We start from the raw sequence: 25,218 nt of genomic DNA, 5'->3' as shown, positions 1-25,218 counted from the left end.
ATTTAATCAGGTTGTGAGCTAACGCTCATTACGCTACAGACTCTGACCTGGGGGGTAATCTTCTGGAGTATAGACAAGGAGTTAGACGCAGAGGTGGCAATAGTATTAACTATTGATATTTTGTATGGCCGCACCCGATATAAATAATACCGTGGTTCAGCATTCACTATTTCGAAAATAAGAATGCGCTATTCATTTATATTGAATAGCGCGTTATGGTTTATTTCATCATTTCACGAATTAATTTGCCAAGCTGTTTTACGGCCTGCTCTTCGCGCTCTCCCCAGTGCCACGCAGTATTAAAACGAAAAAAACGTGTCCAGCTTCCCGAGGTCGAGAACATTTTCCCCGGCGCAATGCTGATGTGGTGTGCCAGCGCATGGGTACTGAGCACACCAGCATCAAGCGGTTCCGGCAGCTCCAGCCACAGAAAATAACCGCTGTCGTTGTGGTGAATTTTGACTTCCGCCGGAAGATGACGCAGCAGCGTTTGCCAGGCCTGTTGTTTACGTTCCGCCAACTGCCGACGCAAGCGTCGCAAATGCGCGTCATAGCGCCGGGTTGAAAGATAATCAACAAGTGCAAGCTGCATGGGCGAACTGGTAGATAAAGTACTCATTAGCTGGAGCCGCTGAATACGCCGGGCATGTTTCCCTGCTGCCACCCAGCCAATACGAAATCCTGGCACCAGACACTTCGAGAAAGACGAACAATGCAGAACGCTGTCGGCGCGATCCCAGGCTTTGGCAGGTAGCGGTTTTTCGCGGCCAAAGTACAGCTCGCTGTAAACATCATCTTCAATCAGCATTACGTGGTATTTTTCCAACAAGGCAACCAGATGCGCCTTTTTCTCTGCGCTGAGCGTAAAACCCAGCGGATTTTGGCTGTTGGTCATTAGCCAGCAGGCTTTTACCGGGTACTCCTGTAACGCCTGCTCCAACGCGGCAAGATCGATCCCCTCGTTAACGTCGGTGGCTACCGACAGCGCCTTCAGACGTAATCGCTCCAGGGCCTGCAACGCTCCGTAAAAACAGGGGTTTTCGACAATCACCCAGTCACCCGGTTCAGTGACAGCTTGCAGGCTCAGGTTGAGGGCTTCCAGCGCGCCGGTGGTGATGACGATTTCATCCGGTGAAATGGTCATCCCCTGTTGAGCATAGCGACGGGCAATGGCATGACGCAGCTCAGCATTCCCCGGCGGCAGGTTTTCAATCACACTCATGGCGGTGGCGGTTTTACTCACCTGCGCCAACGAGCGGTTCAACTGTTGAAGTGGAAACAAACGCGGGTCGGGGAATGCTGAGGCAAAGGGCATCACTGACGCATCCCGGCTGGCCTGCAACATATCAAAAATATAGGTATTGATATCCACCGCTTCGTCGCGCATGACCTGTACCTGCGGCGCTGCCAGTTCACGTTCGGGGCGCGCGGCGACATAATAACCAGACTGCGGCCGGGCGATAATCCGCCCCTGGCTTTCCAGCAACTGGTATGCGTGTCCGACGGTCATAAAACTCATTCCGCTGCTGACCACTTGCTCACGCAAGGAAGGCAAGCGATCGCCTGGCTGCCATACGCCAGACGCAATTTGATCGCGAATTTGCTCTGCCAGTCGCTGGTACTTTTTCATTTTTGATCCTGATTACCGGTGTCGGTGACAATCACTGTGTATATCAGTTTACATAATCAGGGTGTTTTTTATAACTGTTATAGTTAACAGTTTTACAACATCGTTAACGCCAGCTCTTTGCCTGGTGATTTTTGATTCAAGGAAGGCATTCAGCAGAAGAACCTTTATACACACAAAGTAAAGATTTATGATTACCTTTTAATTACCTTGCTATTAATATTGCAGAATTACTAACGTGGGGAGGACGCTATTTAATAACAGGAATCCAGCTTCCAGATTTCATATCAGCGTGTACAACCTATAACAGCACTGCAACTGTTATGGTTAAAAAGAACTGTTCTGTTTCTGCCCCGCATTGCTTCTCAGGCTTAGAATTGCGCCAAATCAATTTTGCCTGCGGAGTTAAGCATGTTCGGTCTTGACGCGTTTCACCTGGCGAGGATCCAGTTCGCGTTTACGGTATCCTTTCACATCATCTTTCCGGCCATTACCATCGGCCTCGCCAGTTATCTGGCAGTACTTGAGGGGTTATGGCTAAAGACGAAAAATCCCACCTGGCGTTCGCTATACCATTTCTGGTCGAAAATATTCGCCGTAAACTTTGGTATGGGTGTAGTTTCCGGGCTGGTGATGGCTTATCAGTTCGGTACCAACTGGAGTGGTTTTTCCGAGTTCGCCGGTAGCATCACCGGGCCGCTTCTGACCTATGAAGTGCTCACCGCCTTCTTTCTTGAAGCGGGCTTCCTTGGGGTAATGCTGTTTGGCTGGAACCGGGTTGGCCCAGGGCTTCACTTCTTTGCCACCTGCATGGTCGCACTGGGTACCATTATTTCAACCTTCTGGATCCTCGCCTCTAACAGCTGGATGCAGACACCGCAAGGCTATGAAATAGTTAACGGCCAGGTCGTTCCCGTTGACTGGCTCGCCGTTATTTTCAATCCTTCATTCCCTTATCGTTTACTGCATATGTCCGTTGCCGCTTTCCTCAGCAGCGCGTTGTTTGTTGCAGCGTCAGGTGCATGGCATTTATTGCGCGGGAATAACACCCCGGCTATTCGCGCAATGTTCTCAATGGCGCTATGGATGACGTTAATCGTCGCCCCGCTGCAGGCTTTGATTGGCGATATGCACGGTTTGAATACGCTGAAGCATCAGCCGGCAAAAATTGCTGCGATTGAAGGGCACTGGGAAAATCCGCCCGGCGAACCAACCCCGCTACTACTTTTCGGCTGGCCGGATATGGAGCAGGAACGCACCCGCTATGGGCTGGAAATTCCTGCCCTGGGCAGTCTGATCCTGACCCATAGCCTGGACAAACAGGTCCCGGCACTAAAAGAGTTTCCTAAAGAAGACAGGCCTAACTCAACGATGGTGTTCTGGTCGTTTCGCATAATGGCCGGGCTAGGCATGCTGATGATCCTGCTGGGCGCTTTTGCCCTGTGGCTGCGCTATAAGCAGCGTTTATACACCTCGCGCCCTTTCCTGCGCTTTGCCTTGTGGATGGGCCCCTCAGGTCTGATTGCCATCCTTGCCGGTTGGGTGACCACTGAAGTTGGCCGTCAACCGTGGGTGGTTTACGGTCTGCAACGTACGGCGGATGCGGTTTCCGCACATGGTGATTTACATATGAGCATCAGCCTGCTGTCCTTCTTTGTGGTGTACAGCTCAGTGTTTGGTGTGGGTTACAGCTACATGATACGCCTGATCCGCAAGGGGCCACATGAAGATGACCCAACAATTCCGCCAACCGGCACGCCTGCCCGGCCGCTTTCGGCTGCCGTCCTTGATTCTCAACCGGAGGCTCATCGCTAATGGGTATCGATTTATCAGTTATCTGGTTTGTGATTATCGTGTTCGCCACGCTGATGTATATCGTGATGGACGGTTTTGATCTCGGGATTGGCATTTTATTCCCCGCGATTCAGGACGCTGATGACCGCGATGTGATGGTTAACAGCGTCGCTCCCGTATGGGATGGGAATGAAACCTGGCTGGTGCTGGGCGGGGCCGGGTTATTTGGCGCGTTCCCGCTGGCCTATGCGGTGATTGTCGATGCGCTGACGATCCCATTGACCCTGATGCTAATCGGCCTGATTTTTCGCGGCGTCGCGTTTGAGTTTCGCTTCAAGGCCACGCCGGCGCATCGACCATTCTGGGATAAAGCCTTTCTCAGCGGTTCAATTCTGGCGACATTCACCCAGGGCGTGGTGGTGGGTGCCGTACTCAACGGATTTTCCGTTACCGGACGCAGCTACAGCGGCGGTCCTTTCGACTGGTTGACCCCGTTCACGTTGTTCTGCGGCGTTGGCCTGGTTGTAGCCTATGCCCTGCTGGGGGCGACATGGCTGGTGATGAAAAGTGAAAATCCGTTGCAGGATAAAATGCGTCGCGTGGCCAAAAAACTGCTGCTGGCAATGTTGATTGTGATTGCCATTATCAGCCTGTGGACACCACTGGCGCATAGCGCGATTGCCGAGCGTTGGTTTAGTCTGCCCAACCTATGGTTCCTGATGCCGGTTCCGCTACTGGTTGCGCTTATCAGCATCTGGCTGTGGCGTTCGCTGGGGCAACATAACTGCCATACGCTGCCTTTTGTATTGACACTGGGGCTGATTTTCCTCGGGTTTAGCGGGCTGGGGATCAGTATCTGGCCACACATCATTCCGCCGTCCATTACGCTCCGGCAAGCGGCGGCTCCGGCGCAAAGTCAGGGCTTTATGTTGGTTGGCGCACTGCTGATTATCCCGATAATCCTGGTGTACACCTTCTGGAGCTACTACGTTTTCCGTGGCAAAGTTCAACATGGTGAGGGGTATCATTGATGCAACAAACAATCTGGAAACGCCTGATGTGGCTGGTGATCCTCTGGGGCGGCAGCGTGCTGGCCCTCGCCGCTGTTGGCATGTTCTTTCGTCTCCTGATGACGGCCGCCGGATTTAAGTCCTGAATCTGTCCCTGATAACACCCGGGCAGCGCTGCACTGCCCGGGTGTTACAAATCCCAACATCGACTAAACAAAAATGTAAAAAACATCGAAATGACAAAACAGAGATTGTCATTATCCCGATTAAAATATTGAATAGTCACCAGGCGAAATTATCGCCAATTCCGCAGCTAACGTACCAGAGGGTGCATGATGTTTAAGAAAGGGTTAACAGTGTTATTGCTGGCCAGCGCGCTTTTTTCCGGTCAACTTTTCGCTACTAATCAGGGACATGAATATCTTCAGGTGCAGGATGCCGATCATTTACTACGACACACGGCCGACAGCGATGAGCTGCGAGTGACGGCGGAAGAATCCGCCGCCGATCTTCGTGAACACCATCACTGGCAAAAATCACGCAAACCCGATACGCATCTGAGCTAACGATTAACCTTTACGCTTCGGCAGTGTCTTCATCAGTTCTTCCGGACTGACCGAAGCCACAACGCTACCCGGCAACGGCATCTTCAGAATGTGATGTTTCATCTTGCCGATCACGTGCATTTCGCACGGTCGGCAATCAAATTTCAGCGTCAGGACTTCATCGCCGTTAACCAGTTGCATCGGTGTCGCTTTCCAGCTCTTGATGTTCCCTTTCGCCTGTTTCGGACACAGGTTAAAGGCGAAACGCAGGCAATGTTTGGTGATCATCACCGGTACTTCGCCCTTTTCTTCATGCGCTTCATAGGCTGCATCAATCAACTGAACGCCATAACGGTGATAAAACTCACGCGCTTTTTGGTTGTAGACGTTAGCCAGGAAACTCAAGTGCGTTTGCGGATAAACCGGCGCTGGCTGGGATACTGGTTTGCGGCTACCGCGCTTATAGCTTTGCAGGCGCGCTGCATCCAGCATATCAACGGCTTCACGTCTTAACTGATTTAGTTGACCGTTTGGCACGAACAGCGCGCCCGGCAGATTCACCTGAATATTGCGGGCGTAGTACATCGTCTGCCCAAGTTTTGCCAGTCCGTCCTGCAGGTTACTCAACGCTTTTTCCGCATTGTTCGCTTCCTCAAACTGGCCATCCAGCGTATGGGTGATGCTCACGCCCTCTTCACTGGTGAGCGTCAGAATCAACTGCTCCTGCCAGCCGCCGAGCTCAATATCGATCGCAACACGGCGTTCACTGGAGGTTTTGGTTAACGCTTGCTGCCAGTTATGATCGAGGTTGCGATTCAGCGGATGATGCGGACGCACTTTGTGCAGATCGGCAGGCATTTCATTCGGCCATACCCGATAACGATTGTTCCCCGTTTTTTCCACGGTGTTGGCGCGGAATCCAACAACCTCACGTTTGATTAACACGTTCAGGCCATCCCCGTTAGCCAGCGGTTCTGTCACCTCAACATCGAGATGATCTTTCGCCACCTTCAGGACTTCGCCGACCGGCAAACCGATAAACTTTGGTGAGTCGAATGCGCCGATATCCCCTTTACGGGCATTCACAAAATAATCGGTGCTGCCACGATGGAAGGTTTTCTCCGTGGATGGGGTAAAGAAATGTTCGGTACGTCCCACTGATGAACGGGCCAGGTCGCCGCGCTCTTCAATGATGGCATCGAGCATCTGGCGATAATGCGCGGTAATATTCTTGACATAACTCATGTCCTTATAGCGCCCTTCAATTTTGAAGGAACGCACACCTGCGTCAATCAATGCGCCGAGGTTGGCGGTCTGATCGTTGTCTTTCATCGACAGCAGGTGTTTTTCATAGGACACCACACGTCCCTGATCGTCTTTCAGGGTATACGGCAGACGGCAAGCCTGGGAACAGTCGCCACGGTTTGCACTGCGTCCGGTTTGCGCATGTGAAATATAACACTGACCTGAATAGGCAACGCACAGCGCGCCGTGAATGAAAAACTCAATGGTCGCATCGGTAGCCTGATGGATGGCGTTAATTTGCTCAAGGCTCAGTTCGCGCGCAAGGACAATCTGGGTGAATCCGACATCAGCAAGAAATTTCGCCTTCTCAACGCTGCGAATATCACATTGGGTGCTGGCATGCAGTTCAATCGGGGGAATATCCAGTTCCAGGATCCCCATATCCTGTACGATCAGAGCATCAACACCGGTCTGATACAAATCGGTAATTAACCGCTGCGCGGGTTCCAGTTCATCATCGTGCAAGATAGTATTTAGCGTCACAAAGATTTTCGCCCCATAGCGATGGGCGAAAGGCACCAGATCGGCGATATCTTTCAGACTGTTACTGGCGTTATGACGCGCGCCAAAACCCGGTCCACCAATGTAAACGGCATCTGCGCCGTGCAAAATGGCTTCGCGCGCAATGGCGGTATCCCGAGCCGGGCTTAACAATTCAAGGTGATGAGGCTGCTGGCGCATACAGTTGTTACCATCCACAAGCGGTAAAAATGGCGGCTATTGTAGTCACAAGCGCAGCTTTTCGGAATAGTTTTCCCGATTAACTGCGCGGGTAATGGATCAGCGAATGAAAATGCACCGTTTGTTCGCTGCTGTTACGGTAACTGTGTGCCATATCTCCGGCGAAACGGACACCCTCACCAGATTTAAGGGTGCGCCACTGCCCCTCAATACACATATCCAGCAGACCATTAATCACCACCACGTGCTCTATTACGCCGGTCTCATGCGGAGTAGATTCACTGAGCGCGCCGGGCGCCAATAGTATCGAAAAATGATCGAAGCACAGTTGAGGATCCCACGGGAACAACGGCGTGACGACCATTGCCTGCTGCTGGGGATCGAATGTTAGCGTGCCGTCTGACTCTGGTGGTGAAATAAACGTTGAAAACGGGACGTTCAGCCCAGTGGCAATTTTCCACAATGTCGCCACCGTTGGACTGGATTCATTACGTTCAATCTGCCCCAGCATCGCTTTTGAGACGCCAGTTTCCTCCGCCAGACGCGAAAGACTCCATTCCCGCTGGTGACGTAATGTCCTGAGCGTTGTGGCCAGATAGTGGGTTAAGTTGTCCATTTTCTCCTTCGTCGCTCTCCTTACTCGGGGCTACAGTTTAGCACTTGTACGCTATAACGCACAGTGCTACAGTGATTGACCGTTATAACGCACACGGAGTGAATATGCGTGCATTCTCCATCCCCCTGCCCACTGTATTATCGGGTTTTGTGGCGGTCCTGGTTGGCTATGCCAGTTCGGCGGCCATTATCTGGCAAGCGGCACTCGCCGCAGGTGCGACTACCGGGCAAATTGCAGGCTGGATGACCGCACTGGGGTTAGCAATGGGGGTCAGTACGCTGGTGCTGACATTGTGGTATCGCGCTCCTGTACTTACCGCATGGTCAACGCCCGGTGCCGCGCTGCTGGTGACGGGCCTGCACGGGGTATCTATTCAGGATGCCATCGGTGTTTTTATCGTGGCTAACGCGCTGATTGTGCTGTGCGGCGTAACCGGACTATTTGCCCGCCTGATGAAAATCATTCCCCACTCGCTGGCATCAGCCATGTTGGCTGGGATCTTACTGCGTTTTGGTTTGCAGGCATTTAATAGCCTGAACAGTGAGCTTATTTTGTGCGGTAGTATGCTGGTGGCATGGCTGGTGCTAAAAGTTATTGCCCCAAGATATGCCGTTATCGCTGCGATGTTAGTGGGTATTGCCATCGCCTTGATGAAAGGTGACATTGTCACTAATGATGTTAATCTGTCACCGGTTATCCCAGCGTTTATTACCCCGCACTTTTCATTAGCCCACAGTATCAGCATTGCACTACCGTTATTTCTGGTCACTATGGCTTCGCAAAATGCCCCTGGTATTGCGACCATGAAAGCATCAGGATATTCGTTACCCGTTTCCCCTCTGATTGTTTTTACGGGTCTACTGGCGCTGCTATTTTCACCTTTTGGCGTCTATTCCATCTGCATCGCCGCCATAACCGCCGCAATTTGCCAAAGTCCTGAAGCGCATCCGGATGCAAATCGGCGCTGGCTCGCCGCAGCGGCAGCAGGCGTCTTCTATCTTCTGGCTGGGGTGTTTGGCGGTTCGGTTACAGGACTGATGGCAGCCCTGCCCGTAAGCTGGATCCAGATGCTTGCTGGTCTTGCATTACTCGGCACGATTAGCGGTAGTTTATATCAAGCCTTACATAATGAAGCTGAACGCGATGCGGCCATCGTGACTTTTCTGGTTACGGCCAGTGGTCTGACGGTATTTGGCATTGGGTCTGCATTCTGGGGGCTGGTTGTCGGCGGTATTTGCTACGCAGTGTTGACGTTATTTCGCCGCGCGTAGCTGCGTTGGTGTTTTACCTGTCACTTGTTTAAACCGGTTACTGAAATGACTCGCCGAACTAAATCCGCAGGCCATTGCAATATCCGACAGGCTGCGTGATGAATAACAGACCAGTTGCTGCGCTAGCGCCATACGGCGTTGCATGACGTACTGATGCGGCGCCATATTCATCGACTGGCGAAACATTCTGGCAAAATGGAATTCGCTTAGCGCTGCTTCACCAGCCAGATCGCTCAACGTTATGGGATACGCCAGATGTGCTTCAATATAGGCCAGCACGTTACGCAAGGTGGCAGGTGCAAGCCCTCCGGTGACAACGGGAAGCCGCCATTGAACGTTGCTGTAATGCTGGATCAGATGCGTTAACAGTAGTGAAGATGCCGCGCTAAGCGTGAGGTGATTAGCGGGTTGCAGCCAGTCGTTACCAAGCAAAAACTGACGGTAAACCGCCGTGATCCCCGGGTCACTGCCAAAAGTATGCTCGTCCAGCGTGAAGCTATAGGGGCTTTTGTCCCAGACTTTTTCACCCACTTCGCGCAGGTGAGCGTCGGTACAATAGAGATGAACAAAGGAAAGATCGTCACGAATATCCCAACTGGACTCACTCTCTTTTGGCATCAGGCAAAAACGATCCGGTCCGCCGCCATTCTTCCAGCCTCCCGCCGTTTTGTGATAACTCTCGTAGCCATCCGCGATGTATAAACTGAGCGTGTGGTGATCGCAATACTGGGTAATGGTGTCGCGCTTGTTTGACCAGGCAGCCAGTTGGATCCCCGAATGTAACGCAACCGACTCGTGCAGCACGGCATTGTGTTTGCGTAAGTTTTCAAAGGCACCATAGGGCTGAGACATACCATCACATTCAAAATAAGTTAGCAGGCTTTCAGTCTATATCAGCTACATATCGTTAACAGCTTCCTTTTCACCTTTACACTAAAAAAAGCGCAAGATTTTGCAAGTCCACCGCAAGCCGATGAAAGCCCCCTGCTACCCGACGTGGCACAGTGTGCGCCTGAAGACCAAAAAGAGAGAGTTGTATGAACGGACTGTTGTACTGTCTGGTGGTGGTGATTTGGGGAACGACATGGATTGCGATTTACCTGCAACAAGGCCCGGTTGCGGCGCCAGTTTCCATCTTCTGGCGCTTTGCCATCGCCAGCACCGTGATGATAGCCATCCTGCTGATCAGCGGGAAATTGCGTAAGCTTTCCGGACGCGACCATCTGTTTTGTCTGTTACAAGGTGGATGCGTTTTTTGCTTTAACTTCTGGTGTTTTTACACTGCCGCTGCGTGGATCAATACCGGTCTTGAATCCGTCATTTTCTCGATGGCGGTCCTGTTCAATGCGGTTAATAGCTACCTGTTTTTTGGTCAAAAACCACCAGGACGCTTTTATGTTGCCGCCGGGCTGGGGCTGACAGGTATCGTCACCTTGTTCTGGCAGGATTTGGTCAACAGCGGGTTGAATCACTCGCTGCTGCTGGGGATTGGTTTAAGCGCCCTCGGCACTTTTGGTTTCTCACTGGGCAATATGATAAGTCTGCGTCATCAGAAAAAAGGTCTCGAGGTGATGACCACCAACAGTTGGGCGATGCTGTACGGCACCGTGTTGATTGCTACCATTGCGCTGGTGCGCGGCGACAGCTTCACGCCACATTGGACCTTCAGTTATCTCAGTGCGCTGTTGTATCTGGCTATTTTTGGTTCGGTAATCGCCTTCGGCGCCTATTTCACGCTGGTCGGACGCATTGGTCCCAGTAAAGCGGCATACAGTACACTGCTTTTTCCACTGGTGGCGCTAACGCTGTCTACGTTGTATGAAGGGTATGTCTGGCAGGTTAATGCGATTGTGGGATTAGTATTGATTTTGCTGGGGAATCTGGTGATGTTTGCCCGACCAGAAACGCTGATGGGTAAACTCGTATATCGTCGCCGGGCGGCATAAAAAAACGCACCATCCAGGGATGGTGCGTTCTTCGTTATTATTGTTTTTTATTTACGTCAAACATGGAAGCATCAGTCGCCATGTCATCAACAACTTTCTTCAACGTTTCGAACGCCATCGGCGTACTTTCGTTGTTCAGGTCTTTACCTTCACCCTGACGTACAACTTTAATGACAGGTTTATTGGTTGCCGCATCAATCAACTCACCTTCGAAAAAGAGGTGCGTGTCCATGGTACGGTGCCCCGTCGCCATTTGCGTACCCGCAACGAGCAGTGCAACCGGGACCACTTCATAGAACTGCAGCCCTTCTTTGCTGGTAGCAACACCGGTGATTGCCCCGCGGAAAATCAGACTGCGCGAGCCTGGCGTCGTAACCAGCGGTTTACGTTTTGCCAGGGCAGTTTTCATTTGGGTATTGGTATAGCTCAACAGCTTATCAAGAACCTGCTGACCGACCTGGGTGGTTGGTTTAGGAACCGGATAATACGTGATCGGGTTATAAACGATGTTATCGTATTTAGACTCATTAAAGTTGGGATCAACCCAACGCAGCACCGGCTGTCCGGTTGCAGATTTTGTTTCCTTCAGGCCTGAGTAATCTTTTAAAAAACCTGAATATTTATCAGGCTGCGTAATTTTTGAAGCACAGCCTGATAACGCCAGTAAACCCGTAAGCACTGCAACTTTAAATAAAGTTTGAGCACGCATGGAACGATCCCTTAGTATTTGCAGATATGCATCTGAAATAATAGCAAAAGGAAATCATTTTGGATGAACTAAAAATGGTAAGGCCCGCACAATTTTATCTTAACGTTTTCTTAATATTCAGCACGAAAAAAATGCTGAACGTAGAAAGAGTTATCACAAATGGGCAGGTCAGACCGTTTTACGCGCCAGCATTGTTGCAAAGCGTAGTTTAATTCGGTTGCCGTGCTCATCCGTACGATGAAGTTCACCTACGTCTTCGTTATATTTCAGCAGATCCCAACCTGTGTAGTAGCGGCGTAACTCCCCTGTTTTAAACGCAAACGGGAACCCAACGGTACACGGAAAATCATCGGTATCCATTGCCGCGACGATCAGGTTATACCCACCAGGATTGGTGCAGCGCTGCATATTTTCAATCAGGCCCGGGATGGTTTTCGCGTCCAGGAACATCATCACCACGGTAGAAAGAATAAAATCATATTCACCGTCAAAGTTTAGCGCATTGAGATCCGCCACCTCAGCGTGCAGATTAGTCAGCCCTTCCGCGTTTTTAATGCGTTCCAGATTGGCGATGCTCATCGGATTCTTGTCCCATGCGGTAACGTCATAACCGTTGGCCGCCAGGTACAGACTGTTACGGCCATTCCCGCAGCCCAGATCTAACGTTTTGCCCGGGGCAACAATTTTCGCCGCGTCGACGACATCGGAATGCGTGCGGGTCAAATCATATTTCTCAGTAAAGTAGTTTTCGTCACAACGGATCATTATTTATCCTCAGATTTCAGTAATGCAGCACGTTCGGTGCGAATAAGCAGTTTTCCCTGCATCAGCAATGCAAACGTACGTATCAGTAATAGCGCAATGATAAAATTGGTAAAAATAAACAGCGGGATCGCCAGCGTATGAAAAAAACCTGACTCGCTGCCGTGCCCTAAATGCAGCCCCGTAGTCGCCAGTGCCGACACGCCGAACGAGAAGCTCCAGAAAGACGCATTAAACGGCTGTGACAAATACCACGGCATCAGGCGTAGCATAAACAGAAGTTGCAGCAGACCATAGCCGAACAGCATTTTGGCTAACGTATCTCCCTCGCCACCGTTCACACTAAGCCACGCACTACAGGCGACCAGCGCAGGCGCCAGTTGTATACCAAGTGAAGTCCGTAAAACCGTTGGCAGCTCGCCGCAGCTTCGTAAACGCTGCAGAATAACCGGCTCGAGGCTGAGCCAGGAAAATACCCCTGCGCCCAAAAACACCAACCCGGCATCGTTGAAGCCAAGCGCACCACAGGCCATGGCGCTGATAAAGTTATTGGCAACGGTTGGCAGATACAGGCCCGGTGTGGTGGCCTCTTCCGGGTGCTCGCCACGCCATAATCCAGCCGTTTGCCAGGCTGCATACGCCAGCTGTATCACCACGCCGATGCTGAACAACACAATTGCCAGCGGTCGATACCACGGGACAAAACCAATCGCGACCAGCATCGTTGTAGCCGGAAACAGACTGACAAAACTGCTCATCACCGGATGACGAATTTCCGCCAGTACGCTATGAGGAAAACGCAGTAAACGACTAATAAAGGCCAGCGTCAACAATCCCCAGATGACCATCGCAAGGATCACTAAACCGTCGCCAATCCAGTGGCTTACAGGCCATACCTGGCTGGCATATCGCCACGCGAACCCCATCCCGATGATGCCCAGTACCATGCCAAAATAACCGGCCGGAAGATTGAGGACTCGCTCACTTTGCTTGCTCTTACTCATTTTGTTTATTTTTTAAAGTATATTTGAAATGCATTTTATGGAATTTCCACGAATTTAGCCAGTGCGGAAAACTTTGCTACGTTTAACTAAGGTGCGCAACATGGAAATGAGCTATGACCAAATATCGTCTGGGCGATGAACCTCGCGCCTTTAGTTACCAGGATAATGGCAATAAAAAGAGCGTATTACTACGCCAGATAATTGCGCTCATTGATTTTAATGATGTTAAAGCCGGTACGCTCGGTGGCTGGATTGATGATGAAAGCGTGCTTTCGCAAAGTGGCGATTGCTGGATTTACGATGAGAATGCGCTCGCGTTTTCCGGCGCGACGATATCCGGAAATGCCCGTATTACACAGGCAAGCGTGGTCAGAGATGGCGCGCAGATTGGTGATGCAGCCTGGATTGACCGAGCAGAAATCAGCCATAACGCGCAAATACGTGACAACGTCACCATTCGGGATTCTGTTGTTCGCGGTGAGTGCCTTCTCTGCGGTGATGCGCGCGTTGTGTGTGACTCTGAAATTATCGCCGCCAAAGGACTAACTCGTGAAAACGACCAGCTCCTGCAAATTTACGATCGGGCGACAGTCAGCAATTCACGCGTGGTGCATCAGGTGCAGATCTATGGTGATGCGATGATTAACTATGCCTTTATAGAACATCGGGCTGAAGTTTTTGATTTTGCACGGGTAGAAGGTAACGAAGAGAATAATGTCTGGATCTGCGATTGCGCTAAAGTCTATGGACATGCGCGTGTCATCGCCGGAACTGATGAAGACGCCATTCCTACCCTGCGCTATAGCTCGCAGGTGGCGGAACACGCGGAGGTTGAAGGTAATTGTGTGCTGAAGCACCATGTGCTGGTCGGGGGGCATGCAAAATTACGCGGCGGCCCAATTCTGCTGGATGGGCACATCCTGATTGAAGGCCACGCCTGTATTCTGGGTGAAGTGCTGATCGAGCATCATATTGAGATAACCGGTCAGGCCCAAGTTGAAGCCTTTGATGGCGATGCGATCCATCTGCGCGGGCCAAAAGTGATCAACGGCGAACAACGTATTACGCGCACCCCTATCGCCGGTTTATTCTGAGGAGTCATCAATGATGCGGGCATAGAGATTCACATCATAGTAATCGCCATTGAGGAACTCCGCTTGTCGTAAGCATCCTTCCAGTTGGAAGCCATTGCGCAACGCCACCTGGTTGCTCTTGACGTTATCTACACGACATTTAATCACGAAGCGGCGAATCTCCTGGCGCTGCGCATAATGCTGAATCAATGCCTGTAACGCCTGAGACAGAATACCTTTGCCCTGGTGATCTTCGTCCAGCCAATAACCTATATAAGCGGCTCTGTTCAGCGGTTCTATCTGGTTAAACGAGATAACGCCAGCCACCTCCCCTTGTTCGAAAATAAGGAACATTTTGGCGTAGCCGCGCTGATGCAACATCATATTGCCCTGCACATTCTTGCGGGTGTCCTCCACAGAAGTCACAAACTGCGGCCAGTTCAGGGACTGCTGGAGCCAGACTTTATTTTTAAGCACCAACTGATGCAGAGGGATGACGTGTTGTTCTTCGACGGCACGCAGTTCCAGCGCGTCACTAACGATAATTATTTCTGACATGTTTATCTCCTTTACAATCGTAAACGGGGCATTTCTGACTGGCAGTAGCCGATATTACTCTGTTTAGAGTCGGGGAGGTCTTATTTTTATGCAGTAACAGCAATCACTTAGAAAGAATCTCTGGCGTGGAACCCGTTACTCTGGTGATCCGGGTATCCCCTCATGGATAGACCGTAATGATGACAATAACACTTTCACTTTATTGCTAAGGAGCAAGCATGGCAGCACCTTTGGGTCGTTTAGCACTTATTCCGCTTTTACTGATTACCGCCTGTCACCAACCCGTTTCCTCCACTCAAGCAGGCCCCGTTCACTTTGCAGTCAATCAGCAACAGGTCGTGGATAATACCACGCTGGAAATTTCCCGTAGCGCACTGGAATATAACATTCATAAAGTTCAGCAACTGCTGGCAGATAAAACCCGGATGTGCGCCATTCTTAAAGGAGACGCGTATGGCCACGATCTCTCACTGGTAACACCGGTGATGATGCAAAACGGCGTGCAATGTATTGGCATCGCCAGCAATAAGGAGATTAGAACCGTTCGCCAGTCAGGCTATACATCACAGCTCATGCGCGTTCGCAACGCGACGGAAAAAGAGATGCGCCAGGCAGCGGACTTCGATACCGAAGAGCTGATCGGTAATCTGGATATGGCTAAGCGTCTGAGTGCCATTGCTCAGGAGAAAGGTAAAATCATTCGTATTCATCTGGCACTGAACTCTGGCGGTATGTCGCGTAACGGTCTGGAAGTCAGTACCGCTGCAGGTCTGGAAGAAGCCCGCGCCATTTCCGCATTACCCGGCCTGAAAATTGTTGGCATCATGTCGCATTTCCCGGAAGAAGATGCTGCGGTGGTTAGACGCGATCTGGCCCGTTTCAATAAGCAATCGGCCCAGGTACTGAAAATTACCGGGCTTAAACGCGAAGATGTCACCCTGCATGTCGCGAATACGTTCGCCACCCTGACCGTTCCTGAATCCTGGCTCGACATGGTTCGTGTTGGCGGTATTTTTTATGGCGATACCATCGCCAGCACCGAATACAAACGCGTCATGACATTTAAATCCGCCATCGCGTCGGTAAACCATTACCCCAAAGGAAACACCGTCGGATATGACAGAACCTATACCCTTAAACGTGATTCCGTTCTGGCCAATATCCCGACAGGTTATGCCGATGGTTATCGCCGTGTATTCAGTAACGCGGGACACGTGCTGATCCGCGGCCAGCGGGTTCCGGTACTGGGTAAAACATCCATGAATACCGTGATCGTCGATGTGACCGATTTACCGCAGGTTGCATCTGGCGATGAAGTGGTGCTGTTCGGTAAACAGGGAAATGCGCAGGTTAGCGCAGAAGAAGTCGAAGAAATTAGCGGCGCGCTGTTCACTGAAATGTCGATCCTCTGGGGGGCGACGAACAAACGCGTGATGGTCGATTAACGCCTAAAACAGGAAGGGCTTCCTTTTCTCGCTGGAAGCCCTTTTACACAGCAAGCGCCATTCTACTTAGCTCTCACTGACACTCTCTCTTTGCAAAATTTTGAGCAAATCTTCCTTCAGGTGGAGTTTCTGTTTCTTAAGACGAACAATGTCCAAGCTATACCCCCGACCATCCGAACCTTCCAGTCTGGAGATCTCATGATCAAGGCTGTTGTGTTTTTCGAATAAGGACAGAAAGCGAGGGTTCTCGGATTTCAGTCGGGAAATAAGGTCTCTGTATTCTGGAAACATACTTTCTCCCTGTTAGTGGACAAGAACGTGTATAAGAAATACACACTCACAGAGTACCCATTTGCCATACAGAAAAATGCGAACAGGATCGAGTAAATTGTGTACAGAGTCGTTATGAGGATGAATGCAGATACGGCTCCCCATCAGGAGAGCCGTAAAGAGAGTGATTAACGCATCTCGCGGTCGTCAACATACTGACGTTTATCCGGCGCTGGTGGGAAGTACTGATACAGCCAGGTTTCGCTGATGGCGTCACCCTGACAACGCAGGAACATACGCATATCTACCGGATCGGTTGAGTCAGAGGTCGGATACCAGTCAAACTGTATGCGATAACCGTCGATTGGTTCCACGTAGAGGATCTCAATCTGTTTCGCTTCACCGCTTGAGAGCGTAATCACCGGTTCAATGCCTTTCGGCGCAGCAGCTTTTAGATCGCCACCAACAAAATCAACGGCAAAACGGCGCGCCCATTTTTCCGGGTAGTGCTCGCCCGGTGCCCATCCTTCCGGAAAACCGCCCATGCCTGTCCGGGTCGCCATCACACGAGCCAGCGGTGAACGCACCGGTGGCTGAGCGCTCCAGTACAGGCGATATTTGAATTCCAGCTCATCGCCGGCTTTGATCTTCTTCTCAGGCTGCCAGAAGCAGACAACATTATCCAGCGTTTCGCCGGTCGTCGGGATCTCCATCAGGCCGATGGTCCCCTTGCCCCACTGGTTGCGCGGTTCGACCCACAGGCTTGGACGCTTGTTATACCAGCCCATGATGTCCTGGTAATGGGAGAAGTCGCGATCGAGTTGCAGCAAGCCAAACCCTTTCGGGTTGTTATCGGTATAGGCGTTGAACTGCAGCTTTTGCGGGTTATTCAGCGGGCGGCAGATCCACTCGCCATTGCCCCGCCACATCGCCAGACGATCGGAGTCATGAATTTGCGGGTGAATAGTGTCGCACATTCGACGCTCATTGTTACCGCAGCTGAACATGCTGGTCATCGGCGCAATGCCGAGCTGCTTGATGTCTTTGCGCGCATAGATGTGGTTTTGCACATCCATAATCACCTGCGTTTTCTCGCAGTGGATCACGAACTTGAATGCACCGGTTACGCTTGGGCTGTCGAGAAGTGCATACACGGTAAAGGAGGTTGCGCCCGGTTTAACCGTCTCGAACCAGAAAGAGGTGAAATCAGGAAATTCTTCTTTGCTGTCGGTGTAGGTATCTACCGCCAGACCGCGGGCCGATAAACCGTACTGATAGGTGTCATCCACGGCGCGGAAATAGCTGGCTCCCAGGAAAGAAACGACATCGCGGCGGGCCAGTTCTGGCGCTTTAAAAACACGGAACCCGGCGAATCCGAGGTCAGTCTGCCCTTCCAGCTGTTTGGTATCCACGCCCGCATCGTTATATTTAAACAGTTCCGGACGGAAGTGAATTTCACGCGCCATATGCGTACTGCCATCAACCGAGAACATGCGTACACGGCGACGAAAACCCATTCCCACGTGGAAGAACTGCGCATCAAGCTGACGATTTTCAACGTTGTTCCACAGAGACTGCTCTGCGTCATATTGAATGCTGTTATAGGCCTGCGGCGTCAGTTTCGCCAGCGTGTCCGGTAACGCGCGCGGTGCGCCGCCCCAGGGTTTCTGTGCTAAGTCATGGGCCATCGATTGCAGAACGGAAAAATCAAAACGTACGGTTTTTCCGTCTGCAATGTCAGACTCTGCCGCAAAGGCGGCGCGGGAAAAGAGTGATGCAATACCACTGGTTCCGCACACGGCGGCCATTGCCATTGAACCTTTAATAAATCGTCTGCGATTCATGCCTGAAAGTGAGTCCTTCTGGTCGTGTAAATGGTCCCGCGCCGGTCAAAATCAGCGGCAAGAGAGTGCACATTTCTGACCGCTCACTCTAGACAAAATTCATTAATAATCCAATTGTTGGTCGCCGATTATCTGTACAAAATCGAAAATATTTTATGTCGATGGGAACAGACCGAATCCCATGTAAATTCCATTAAAGTAAACCACACCGACGTTTACTTCGCTCTTGCGCTTCCTGATACAGCGCAAACTCATCATAAACCGCGCAACCCAGCGCCTGTTCAAACGCGTCGCGGCTGGAATTCCCGTGGCTGCGAGCCTGCGTTTCATTCCCCAGATTGGACTGGAAAATCCCTGCGGCGCTCACCGGTAAAAAATCTTCGTAAGTGATGGGTTGCGCAACCAGCCACCCTCGCTCAATGAGCGGTTGCGGGTCGTCATCCGGACGGATTGCCTGGCGATGCGCTTCGCCTGATGGCGTCAGCCGATAACGAAACCAGGCGAGTCCCTGCTGGCGCAGCAGAAACTCACTGTCCGGGAACGCCTTGAACACCTCCTGAAGATGTAACTGGTGCGTCAGATTGTCTTTCCCCGTTCCCGCTTTATTCAGCAATTCGTCGTATAACGCTCTGCCTTTCGGCGTCAGGGCCACACCGCGCTGTTCGATTTCACCGAAACGTGCCGTGTGAGTGCCGCGCATTTCACCGGCAAACAACACCGGTTCTTCCAGCGCTTTGAAACTCGTCTGACGTAATAAAATGGGCACCTCGCGGCGTGGCGGCCCTTCAATCAGTATTTTCGGTTCAATGCCGCATTCCGGCATCATCGACTGCACCCGGTCGATATCCAGCGTACGCGGCGTCAGGTGGTTGATATGGCAACCGGGGAAACACACTACATCGGCAATCAGCCGGTGTTCGTTATGCAATGCGTGATAGGTCTCTTCATCGACCGTGGCGTGCTGATGCCAGCGGAATGTTTCCAGCGCTTCATGCACAAACTCTTGCGCCTGTTCAGATGTAAAACTGCCCTGCGCATCAAATTCATCCAGCAGCTCGTGACAACGGCGAGTGAAAATATCGCGTTTCGCGAGGATCTCAGCGGCTTTTTGCCGCAGCGCGGCGTTTTCGATTAGTTCGAGCCGTAATAACGAGGTGAATACCCGAAACGGGTTGCGCGATAGCGAGGCATCGTCGATGGGACGAAAGGCTGTGGAATGTACGGGGACGCCTGCCTGGGAGAGATCGTAATAACTCACCGGATACATGCCCATAACGGCAAACATTCGGCGCAGCGTAGAAAGCTCCTGCGCGGTCCCCACTCGAATAGCGCCATGGCGCTCAACGTTTAGCCGGGCCAGTTCATCCGCATTCGCCAGTTTTTCATGCAGCGTCGGATTATTTTCCAGTACCGCCAGATTCACATCAGCGACAAGTTCCAGCAACGTGCCGTATTGCGGGACTTCCTGCTGGTACATTGCTGACATTGCCTGCGAAAATTGTTCCCGAATCTCATCTGCCGTGATGGTGTTCGCCATAATGTCATGCCTCCAGTGAATATTACCTGGAGTGTAGAAAACACCGCTGACTCCGGTGGGAAGAATTTACAAAGTGTGACCCCGCGTAAACTTCCCACCCATATAAACGATGAACAGTACCTACTGACGGGGTTTCAAATGACTTTCCAGCCAGGGGAGCATCTGTTTTTTACGGCTAAGCATACCTTCTACCTTGCAGGGTTGCGGGATGTCTGAAAGTTCTGCTCCAGCAAACCACAGGCTGGTGTCACCCTGATTGATGTCGGTGAGCATCAGCACGACCAACGCAGCATTCTTTTCCTCTGCATAGCGCGCCATTTCCTGACGGAGATCGTCCAGCACCGCATCCACCTGTTGCAGCGCATACAGTTCAAGCTGCGCTACACAGACTGAATGTCCATGGATGGTGAAGGTTTTAATGTCTTTCTGCAAAAGTTCGCGGGCGCTCATCCCTTCCACGCTTGTTTTGGCTGACAGCAGGTCGCGACTGAAAGCGTCAAGATCCACTCCGGTTTTTTGGGCCAGCGCATCAACCGCCAGGCGATCGTCAGTGGTGGTCGTTGGTGAACGAAGCGTTACAGTGTCACTCAATACAGCGCCGAGCAGTAAAATAGCCTCAGCGGAAGATAACTGGTTGCGTTCATCTTCCGTCATCAGTTGCCACAGCAGGGTTGCGCTACTGCCGACGGGCTTCACCCACACTTCCGGTGGCAGACGGGTGACTAACCCACCAAGTCGGTGATGATCGATAATTCCCACCACGTTACTTTCTGTCAACGATTCCGGCCCCTGGGCAGGCTCGGTGAAATCGACCAGCCAGACATCACGATCGGTCAGTTCAAACGTCAACCGTTCAGGCATCGTCAGCCCCGCATGCTCAAAGATAAACTGCGTTTCGCGGTTAGGCTCGCCCAAACGCCATGCCGTCGCCTGCTGGCCACGTAAGCTAAGCCAACGCGCCGTCATTGCGGCGGTGCAGATGGCATCGCTATCGGGATTAAGGTGCCCTATTACATGTATCATTCATCAGTGCCTTGTGAAGAGAAATCGTTCAAAAGTAAACAATAACCAAAGTATAACGACTGAACATACTCCCTTCCATGATCCCACCACCCAGCAACGCTGTACAAAACATAAGCAAAATAAATCAGTTGTAAGTAAAACATGATAAATGTTAATAATATTTTGCTATCAGGTTATCAAAAACAAACAACTTTACTTGTCACCGATACGGCTCTGTTTTTAACATCGCTTATGGAAAAAAATGTTCTGTTCAATCAGCGCATTCGCTTGCGCCATCTTCATACTTTTGTCGCCGTTGCACAGCAGGGAACGTTGGGGCGCGCGGCTGAGACCCTTAACCTGAGTCAACCGGCTCTCTCCAAAACGCTAAATGAACTGGAGCAACTGACCGGGACCCGGCTCTTTGAGCGTGGCCGCCTTGGCGCGCAGTTAACGCTGCCAGGAGAGCAGTTTCTTACCCACGCGGTAAGAGTGCTGGATGCGCTCAACACTGCCGGGCAAGCGTTAAATCAGCGCGAAGAATCGCAGGCTGATGTCGTACGGATTGGGGCCTTACCCACCGCGGCACTGGGCATTCTGCCTGCGGTAATTGGTCCTTTCCACAAGCAGCAAATGGAGACCACGCTGCAGGTTGCCACCATGAGTAACCCAATGATCCTGGCGGGTTTAAAGTCCGGAGAAATTGATCTCGGCATTGGTCGCATGGCCGATCCGGAATTAATGGTCGGTCTGAATTATGAATTGTTGTTTCTGGAATCACTTAAACTGGTCGTGCGCCCTAACCACCCGTTGTTGCAGGAAACCATCACGTTAAGTCGGGTAATGGAGTGGCCGGTGGTGGTTTCGCCAAAAGGAACCGCGCCTCGCCAGCACGCAGAAGCATTGTTGCAAAGTCAGGGCTGTAAAATGCCGCCAGGCTGCATTGAAACACTGTCAGCATCGCTTTCCCGCCAACTGACGGTTGATTACGACTATGTATGGTTTGTCCCTTCAGGTGCGGTTAGAGAGGATTTACGCCAGGCGACGCTGGTATCGTTGCCGATACCTACCCACGGGGCGGGTGAACCCATCGGGATTCTTACTCGTGTCGATGTGCAACTCTCTCAGGCCGCGCAGATCCTTATCGCCGCAATACGCAAAACCGTACCATTTTGATGCCAAAAATAAAGGGACCAGATGGTCCCTTTATTGATGATTAAAACGTTTCCCAATTATCGCCGCTGGCCGTTGCCGCCTGCGGATGTGAATGACCCGGCGTAGTAGTTACCGGAACGCGTTTAATTGCGCTTGTCCCGGTTAAACGGAATGTGCCGACGGCTTCCGTTAAGCGTGCGGCCTGCTCTTCAAGAGAGGCCGCAGCAGCCGATGCTTCTTCAACCAATGAGGCGTTTTGCTGTGTGACCTTATCCATCTCTGAAATCGCCTGGCTTACCTGGACGATGCCCCGGCTTTGTTCATCAGAGGCCGCCGCAATTTCCAGCATAATGTCGGTCACGCGTTTTACCGCATCGACAATATCTGTCATCGTATTGCCCGCAGCGACCACTTCTCCGGAACCCTGGTCAATCAGTCGGACTGATTCGCTGATCAATCCTTCTATCTCTTTTGCCGCCTGGGCGCTGCGGCTTGCCAGCGTACGCACCTCACTAGCCACCACTGCAAACCCACGCCCCTGCTCTCCTGCCCGCGCCGCCTCAACCGCCGCGTTCAGCGCCAGGATATTGGTCTGGAAGGCAATGCTGTTAATAACGGCGGTAATTTCAGAGATTTTCTTCGAGCTGGTTGAGATATTGCCCATGGTTTTCACCACACCAGAGACCATCTGACCGCCCCGGCTGGCCTTGCCGGACGCATCTTCCGCCAGCGTACTCGCATGATGCGCGTTGTCGGCGTTTTGCTTCACCGTAGCCGTCAGCTCTTCCATGCTGGCCGCCGTTTGTTCAATCGCCGCGGCCTGTTGTTCGGTACGTGAAGACAGATCGGTATTACCCGCCGAAATCTCACTGGTACCGCGGTAGATTTCTTCCGCGCCCTGACGTACCGTGCCCACTGTTTTCGCCAGCGACCGTTGCATTGTCTGCAGATGACGGCTCAGGCGCCCAATTTCGCTGCGCCCGGTTGGTTCCTCTGGCATTGTCAGGTCCCCTTCTGAAATTTGCTCAATGCGCTGGGCCGCACGTAACAGAGGATGAATAACGGTACGGCGCAGAACAATAAACGTCATCACGGTCAGTGCCAGCGCAAGAACGAATGCCCCCAGCATAAACGCCATGCCAAGCTGTGTACGTTGGTGCGCCTGTTCGCTTAAATGATTCGCCCTGGCGGTACGAATATCGATCGCCTTTAACAATACCTTGTTGTAAGCAGAGTCCAGCGGTCTGGCCTGTTCATTTTCATGGTTGATGATTGCTTCGAACATGCCGTTTTTAGCGTACTTGAGCATAGGCTGTAAGCCATCAATATAGGCTTTGAAATTGGCGCTCAGTTCAGCGTCTAACGCCTCTCCGGCAGTAGTTTTCACCGCACGAGCCATATAAGTATTGAAACCGTCCTGCGATTGCTTAATACGTTTTTCTGCCTCGGCAATATTGGCCTTCATGTCATCCATTTCAGCAATACGGCTCGCCGCACCAGCATGGATCATGTTGATGCGCGCGGTGCGTAAGTGGTTAGAGCTGTTAGATAACCCCATCCGGACCTGAATCTCATCGGTTACATCGCGCTGATCGCGATCGGCCTGCATAAGAAAATAACCTGCCAGCCCGGAACTTAAGGCGAATAGCAGAAGGATGCCACCGAGAATGGAGGAAAACAGCGGAACCAGCCGGATTTGATGCAGAAAGCCCAGTTTATGCAGGGCTTGCATCGATGTAGTGTTGTCCATGACCGTCGACTCTCTTGTAGGGTTTATGCGTGAAAACACGCCCGTTAGATAGTCATCGGCAATCCGGGAAGTTTACTTACCGTGAAAAGCGCCGGATTCGTCACACTTTCACAACATAATTCTAAAAAATTCAGGAAAGTGCCAGCGGTGAAATCCGCTGGCCAATGAATCAGTTATCACCAAAATGGATAACGGTACGGATGGATTTACCCTGATGCATTAAATCGAACGCTTCGTTAATCTGCTCCAGAGGCAGGCGATGCGTAATAAACGGATCTAACTGAATTTTTCCGCTCATTGCTTCTTCGACCATACCCGGCAACTGAGTGCGCCCTTTTACGCCGCCAAACGCGGAACCGCGCCACACGCGACCGGTTACTAACTGGAACGGACGTGTTTTGATCTCCTGACCGGCACCCGCCACCCCAATGATGATGCTTTCGCCCCACCCTTTATGGCAACACTCCAGCGCCGCACGCATCACGTTAACGTTGCCGATACACTCAAAGCTAAAGTCCACGCCACCGTCGGTGAGCTCAACAATCACGTCCTGCACCGGCTTATCGTAATCGTTCGGGTTGATGAAATCGGTCGCGCCCATTTCACCAGCCAATTTGAATTTCTCCGGATTGGTATCAACAGCCAGGATACGCCCGGCTTTTGCCTGCACCGCGCCCTGAATCACCGCCAGGCCAATACCGCCCAGACCAAATACGGCTACGGTATCGCCTTCCTTCACTTTCGCGGTGTTATGGACCGCTCCGATACCGGTGGTCACGCCACATCCCAGCAGACACACTTTATCCAGCGGAGCCTGCGCGTTAACCTTCGCCAGCGAGATCTCTGCGCAAACGGTATATTCGCTGAAGGTACTGGTGCCCATATAGTGATAAATCGGCTCGCCGTTATACGAGAAGCGCGTTGTGCCATCAGGCATCAGACCTTTGCCCTGTGTCGCCCGCACGGCCTGACACAAGTTAGTTTTACCCGATTTACAGAACTTGCACTCGCCGCACTCTGCGGTGTACAGCGGGATCACATGATCGCCCGGTTTCAGGCTGGTGACGCCTTCCCCCACTTCAACCACAATGCCGCCGCCTTCATGGCCCAGTACCGCCGGGAACACGCCTTCCGGATCGTCGCCTGAGAGGGTAAAAGCATCAGTATGGCACACGCCGGTGTGGGTAATTTTAACCAGCACTTCACCTTTCTTTGGTGGTGCGACGTCGATTTCAACAATTTTTAACGGTTGGCCGGGGCCAAATGCAACTGCTGCACGTGATTTCATTTGTCTCTTCCCATTATTGCAAGGTG

General features: G+C 51.7%; 23 protein-coding genes. 9 read left to right on the top strand and 14 right to left on the bottom strand.

The window, feature by feature from the left end:
• Positions 1–220 precede the first annotated feature (220 nt).
• On the bottom strand, positions 221–1,630 hold the full coding sequence (locus OGX66_RS22995; RefSeq protein ID WP_088902237.1) for an aminotransferase-like domain-containing protein: 1,410 nt from the start codon (positions 1,628–1,630) through the stop codon (positions 221–223).
• Positions 1,631–2,038: 408 nt separating this feature from the next.
• On the opposite strand from OGX66_RS22995, the gene OGX66_RS22990 reads away from it, so the two are divergent.
• The 4 genes from OGX66_RS22990 to OGX66_RS22975 all read left to right on the top strand — a co-directional run bounded on the left by OGX66_RS22990 (position 2,039) and on the right by OGX66_RS22975 (position 4,997).
• On the top strand, positions 2,039–3,442 hold the full coding sequence (locus OGX66_RS22990; protein ID WP_061549145.1) for a cytochrome ubiquinol oxidase subunit I: 1,404 nt from the start codon (positions 2,039–2,041) through the stop codon (positions 3,440–3,442).
• Positions 3,442–4,452 (top strand): cytochrome d ubiquinol oxidase subunit II, encoded by a 1,011-nt coding sequence (gene cydB, locus OGX66_RS22985; RefSeq protein WP_270921820.1) that lies wholly within the window; start codon positions 3,442–3,444, stop codon positions 4,450–4,452. The genes OGX66_RS22990 and cydB overlap by 1 nt, the downstream gene beginning before the upstream one ends.
• Entirely contained in the window at positions 4,452–4,577 is a 126-nt protein-coding gene (locus tag OGX66_RS22980) for a DUF2474 domain-containing protein (protein WP_003020230.1), read from the top strand. The genes cydB and OGX66_RS22980 overlap by 1 nt, the downstream gene beginning before the upstream one ends.
• A gap of 189 nt (positions 4,578–4,766) precedes the next feature.
• Positions 4,767–4,997, top strand: a complete 231-nt coding sequence (locus tag OGX66_RS22975; protein ID WP_003020233.1) for a DUF2554 family protein — start codon at positions 4,767–4,769, stop codon at positions 4,995–4,997.
• A 3-nt stretch (positions 4,998–5,000) separates the two neighbouring features.
• Here the strand turns inward: OGX66_RS22975 and OGX66_RS22970 are convergent, their stop codons facing one another.
• Both OGX66_RS22970 and OGX66_RS22965 read right to left on the bottom strand, forming a co-directional pair.
• Positions 5,001–6,962 (bottom strand): peptidase U32 family protein, encoded by a 1,962-nt coding sequence (locus OGX66_RS22970; protein ID WP_088902236.1) that lies wholly within the window; start codon positions 6,960–6,962, stop codon positions 5,001–5,003.
• A gap of 79 nt (positions 6,963–7,041) precedes the next feature.
• A complete protein-coding gene (locus OGX66_RS22965) occupies positions 7,042–7,578 on the bottom strand; it encodes a helix-turn-helix domain-containing protein (RefSeq protein ID WP_003836127.1) in 537 nt (178 codons plus the stop codon).
• Positions 7,579–7,682: 104 nt separating this feature from the next.
• On the opposite strand from OGX66_RS22965, the gene OGX66_RS22960 reads away from it, so the two are divergent.
• Positions 7,683–8,849, top strand: coding sequence for a benzoate/H(+) symporter BenE family transporter (locus OGX66_RS22960; protein ID WP_003020244.1), 1,167 nt, complete (start codon positions 7,683–7,685; stop codon positions 8,847–8,849).
• Here OGX66_RS22960 and OGX66_RS22955 read toward each other — a convergent pair.
• Positions 8,832–9,701 (bottom strand): AraC family transcriptional regulator, encoded by an 870-nt coding sequence (locus OGX66_RS22955; protein WP_003836123.1) that lies wholly within the window; start codon positions 9,699–9,701, stop codon positions 8,832–8,834. The genes OGX66_RS22960 and OGX66_RS22955 overlap by 18 nt on opposite strands.
• A gap of 185 nt (positions 9,702–9,886) precedes the next feature.
• Between OGX66_RS22955 and OGX66_RS22950 the strand changes: the two genes are divergently transcribed.
• Positions 9,887–10,795: a DMT family transporter gene (locus OGX66_RS22950; RefSeq protein ID WP_088902235.1), complete on the top strand. Its 909-nt coding sequence runs from the start codon at positions 9,887–9,889 to the stop codon at positions 10,793–10,795.
• A 37-nt stretch (positions 10,796–10,832) separates the two neighbouring features.
• Here the strand turns inward: OGX66_RS22950 and OGX66_RS22945 are convergent, their stop codons facing one another.
• The 3 genes from OGX66_RS22945 to tehA form a co-directional block, all read right to left on the bottom strand.
• Positions 10,833–11,504: a DUF3313 domain-containing protein gene (locus tag OGX66_RS22945; RefSeq protein ID WP_003020253.1), complete on the bottom strand. Its 672-nt coding sequence runs from the start codon at positions 11,502–11,504 to the stop codon at positions 10,833–10,835.
• Positions 11,505–11,672: 168 nt separating this feature from the next.
• The gene (gene tehB / locus OGX66_RS22940) at positions 11,673–12,269 is read right to left on the bottom strand and encodes a tellurite resistance methyltransferase TehB (protein ID WP_003836119.1); all 597 of its coding nucleotides are present in this window, start codon (positions 12,267–12,269) and stop codon (positions 11,673–11,675) included.
• Positions 12,269–13,270: a dicarboxylate transporter/tellurite-resistance protein TehA gene (gene tehA, locus OGX66_RS22935; RefSeq protein ID WP_003020259.1), complete on the bottom strand. Its 1,002-nt coding sequence runs from the start codon at positions 13,268–13,270 to the stop codon at positions 12,269–12,271. The genes tehB and tehA overlap by 1 nt, the downstream gene beginning before the upstream one ends.
• Before the next feature lie 113 nt (positions 13,271–13,383).
• Here tehA and ydcK point away from each other — a divergent pair, with 113 nt between their 5' ends.
• Entirely contained in the window at positions 13,384–14,364 is a 981-nt protein-coding gene (ydcK, locus tag OGX66_RS22930) for a YdcK family protein (protein ID WP_049015549.1), read from the top strand.
• Here ydcK and rimL read toward each other — a convergent pair.
• Positions 14,356–14,901, bottom strand: a complete 546-nt coding sequence (gene rimL / locus OGX66_RS22925) for a 50S ribosomal protein L7/L12-serine acetyltransferase (protein ID WP_057064305.1) — start codon at positions 14,899–14,901, stop codon at positions 14,356–14,358. The two genes, ydcK and rimL, sit on opposite strands and share 9 nt — an antisense overlap.
• Before the next feature lie 218 nt (positions 14,902–15,119).
• Here rimL and alr point away from each other — a divergent pair, with 218 nt between their 5' ends.
• Positions 15,120–16,346 carry an alanine racemase gene (gene alr / locus OGX66_RS22920; RefSeq protein ID WP_088902234.1) on the top strand — a complete coding sequence of 409 codons (1,227 nt, stop codon included), beginning with the start codon at positions 15,120–15,122 and terminating at the stop codon, positions 16,344–16,346.
• Between the two features lie 66 nt (positions 16,347–16,412).
• On the opposite strand, the gene OGX66_RS22915 is transcribed toward alr, so the two are convergent.
• The 4 genes from OGX66_RS22915 to OGX66_RS22900 form a co-directional block, all read right to left on the bottom strand.
• A complete protein-coding gene (locus tag OGX66_RS22915; RefSeq protein ID WP_003020276.1) occupies positions 16,413–16,637 on the bottom strand; it encodes an HP1242/YdcH family protein in 225 nt (74 codons plus the stop codon).
• Between the two features lie 167 nt (positions 16,638–16,804).
• Positions 16,805–18,460: a glucan biosynthesis protein D gene (locus OGX66_RS22910; protein ID WP_003836107.1), complete on the bottom strand. Its 1,656-nt coding sequence runs from the start codon at positions 18,458–18,460 to the stop codon at positions 16,805–16,807.
• Positions 18,461–18,653: 193 nt separating this feature from the next.
• A complete protein-coding gene (gene hglS / locus OGX66_RS22905; protein ID WP_003020282.1) occupies positions 18,654–19,997 on the bottom strand; it encodes a 2-oxoadipate dioxygenase/decarboxylase HglS in 1,344 nt (447 codons plus the stop codon).
• Between the two features lie 120 nt (positions 19,998–20,117).
• The gene (locus tag OGX66_RS22900) at positions 20,118–21,020 is read right to left on the bottom strand and encodes a manganese-dependent inorganic pyrophosphatase (protein WP_088902232.1); all 903 of its coding nucleotides are present in this window, start codon (positions 21,018–21,020) and stop codon (positions 20,118–20,120) included.
• Between the two features lie 231 nt (positions 21,021–21,251).
• On the opposite strand from OGX66_RS22900, the gene pcaQ reads away from it, so the two are divergent.
• Positions 21,252–22,175, top strand: coding sequence for a pca operon transcription factor PcaQ (gene pcaQ / locus OGX66_RS22895; protein WP_088903348.1), 924 nt, complete (start codon positions 21,252–21,254; stop codon positions 22,173–22,175).
• 40 nt (positions 22,176–22,215) lie between these two features.
• On the opposite strand, the gene OGX66_RS22890 is transcribed toward pcaQ, so the two are convergent.
• Positions 22,216–23,904, bottom strand: coding sequence for a methyl-accepting chemotaxis protein (locus tag OGX66_RS22890; protein ID WP_049000740.1), 1,689 nt, complete (start codon positions 23,902–23,904; stop codon positions 22,216–22,218).
• A gap of 169 nt (positions 23,905–24,073) precedes the next feature.
• Complete coding sequence (locus OGX66_RS22885) at positions 24,074–25,192, bottom strand: S-(hydroxymethyl)glutathione dehydrogenase/class III alcohol dehydrogenase (RefSeq protein WP_003836086.1); 1,119 nt, start codon at positions 25,190–25,192, stop codon at positions 24,074–24,076.
• Between the last annotated feature and the right edge of the window lie 26 nt (positions 25,193–25,218).

The sequence above is a fragment of the Citrobacter sp. Cf072 genome, from assembly GCF_030334485.1.
GTDB classification, from domain to species: Bacteria; Pseudomonadota; Gammaproteobacteria; order Enterobacterales; family Enterobacteriaceae; genus Citrobacter; species Citrobacter freundii.
This window is presented reverse-complemented; position numbering and strand designations above follow the sequence as displayed.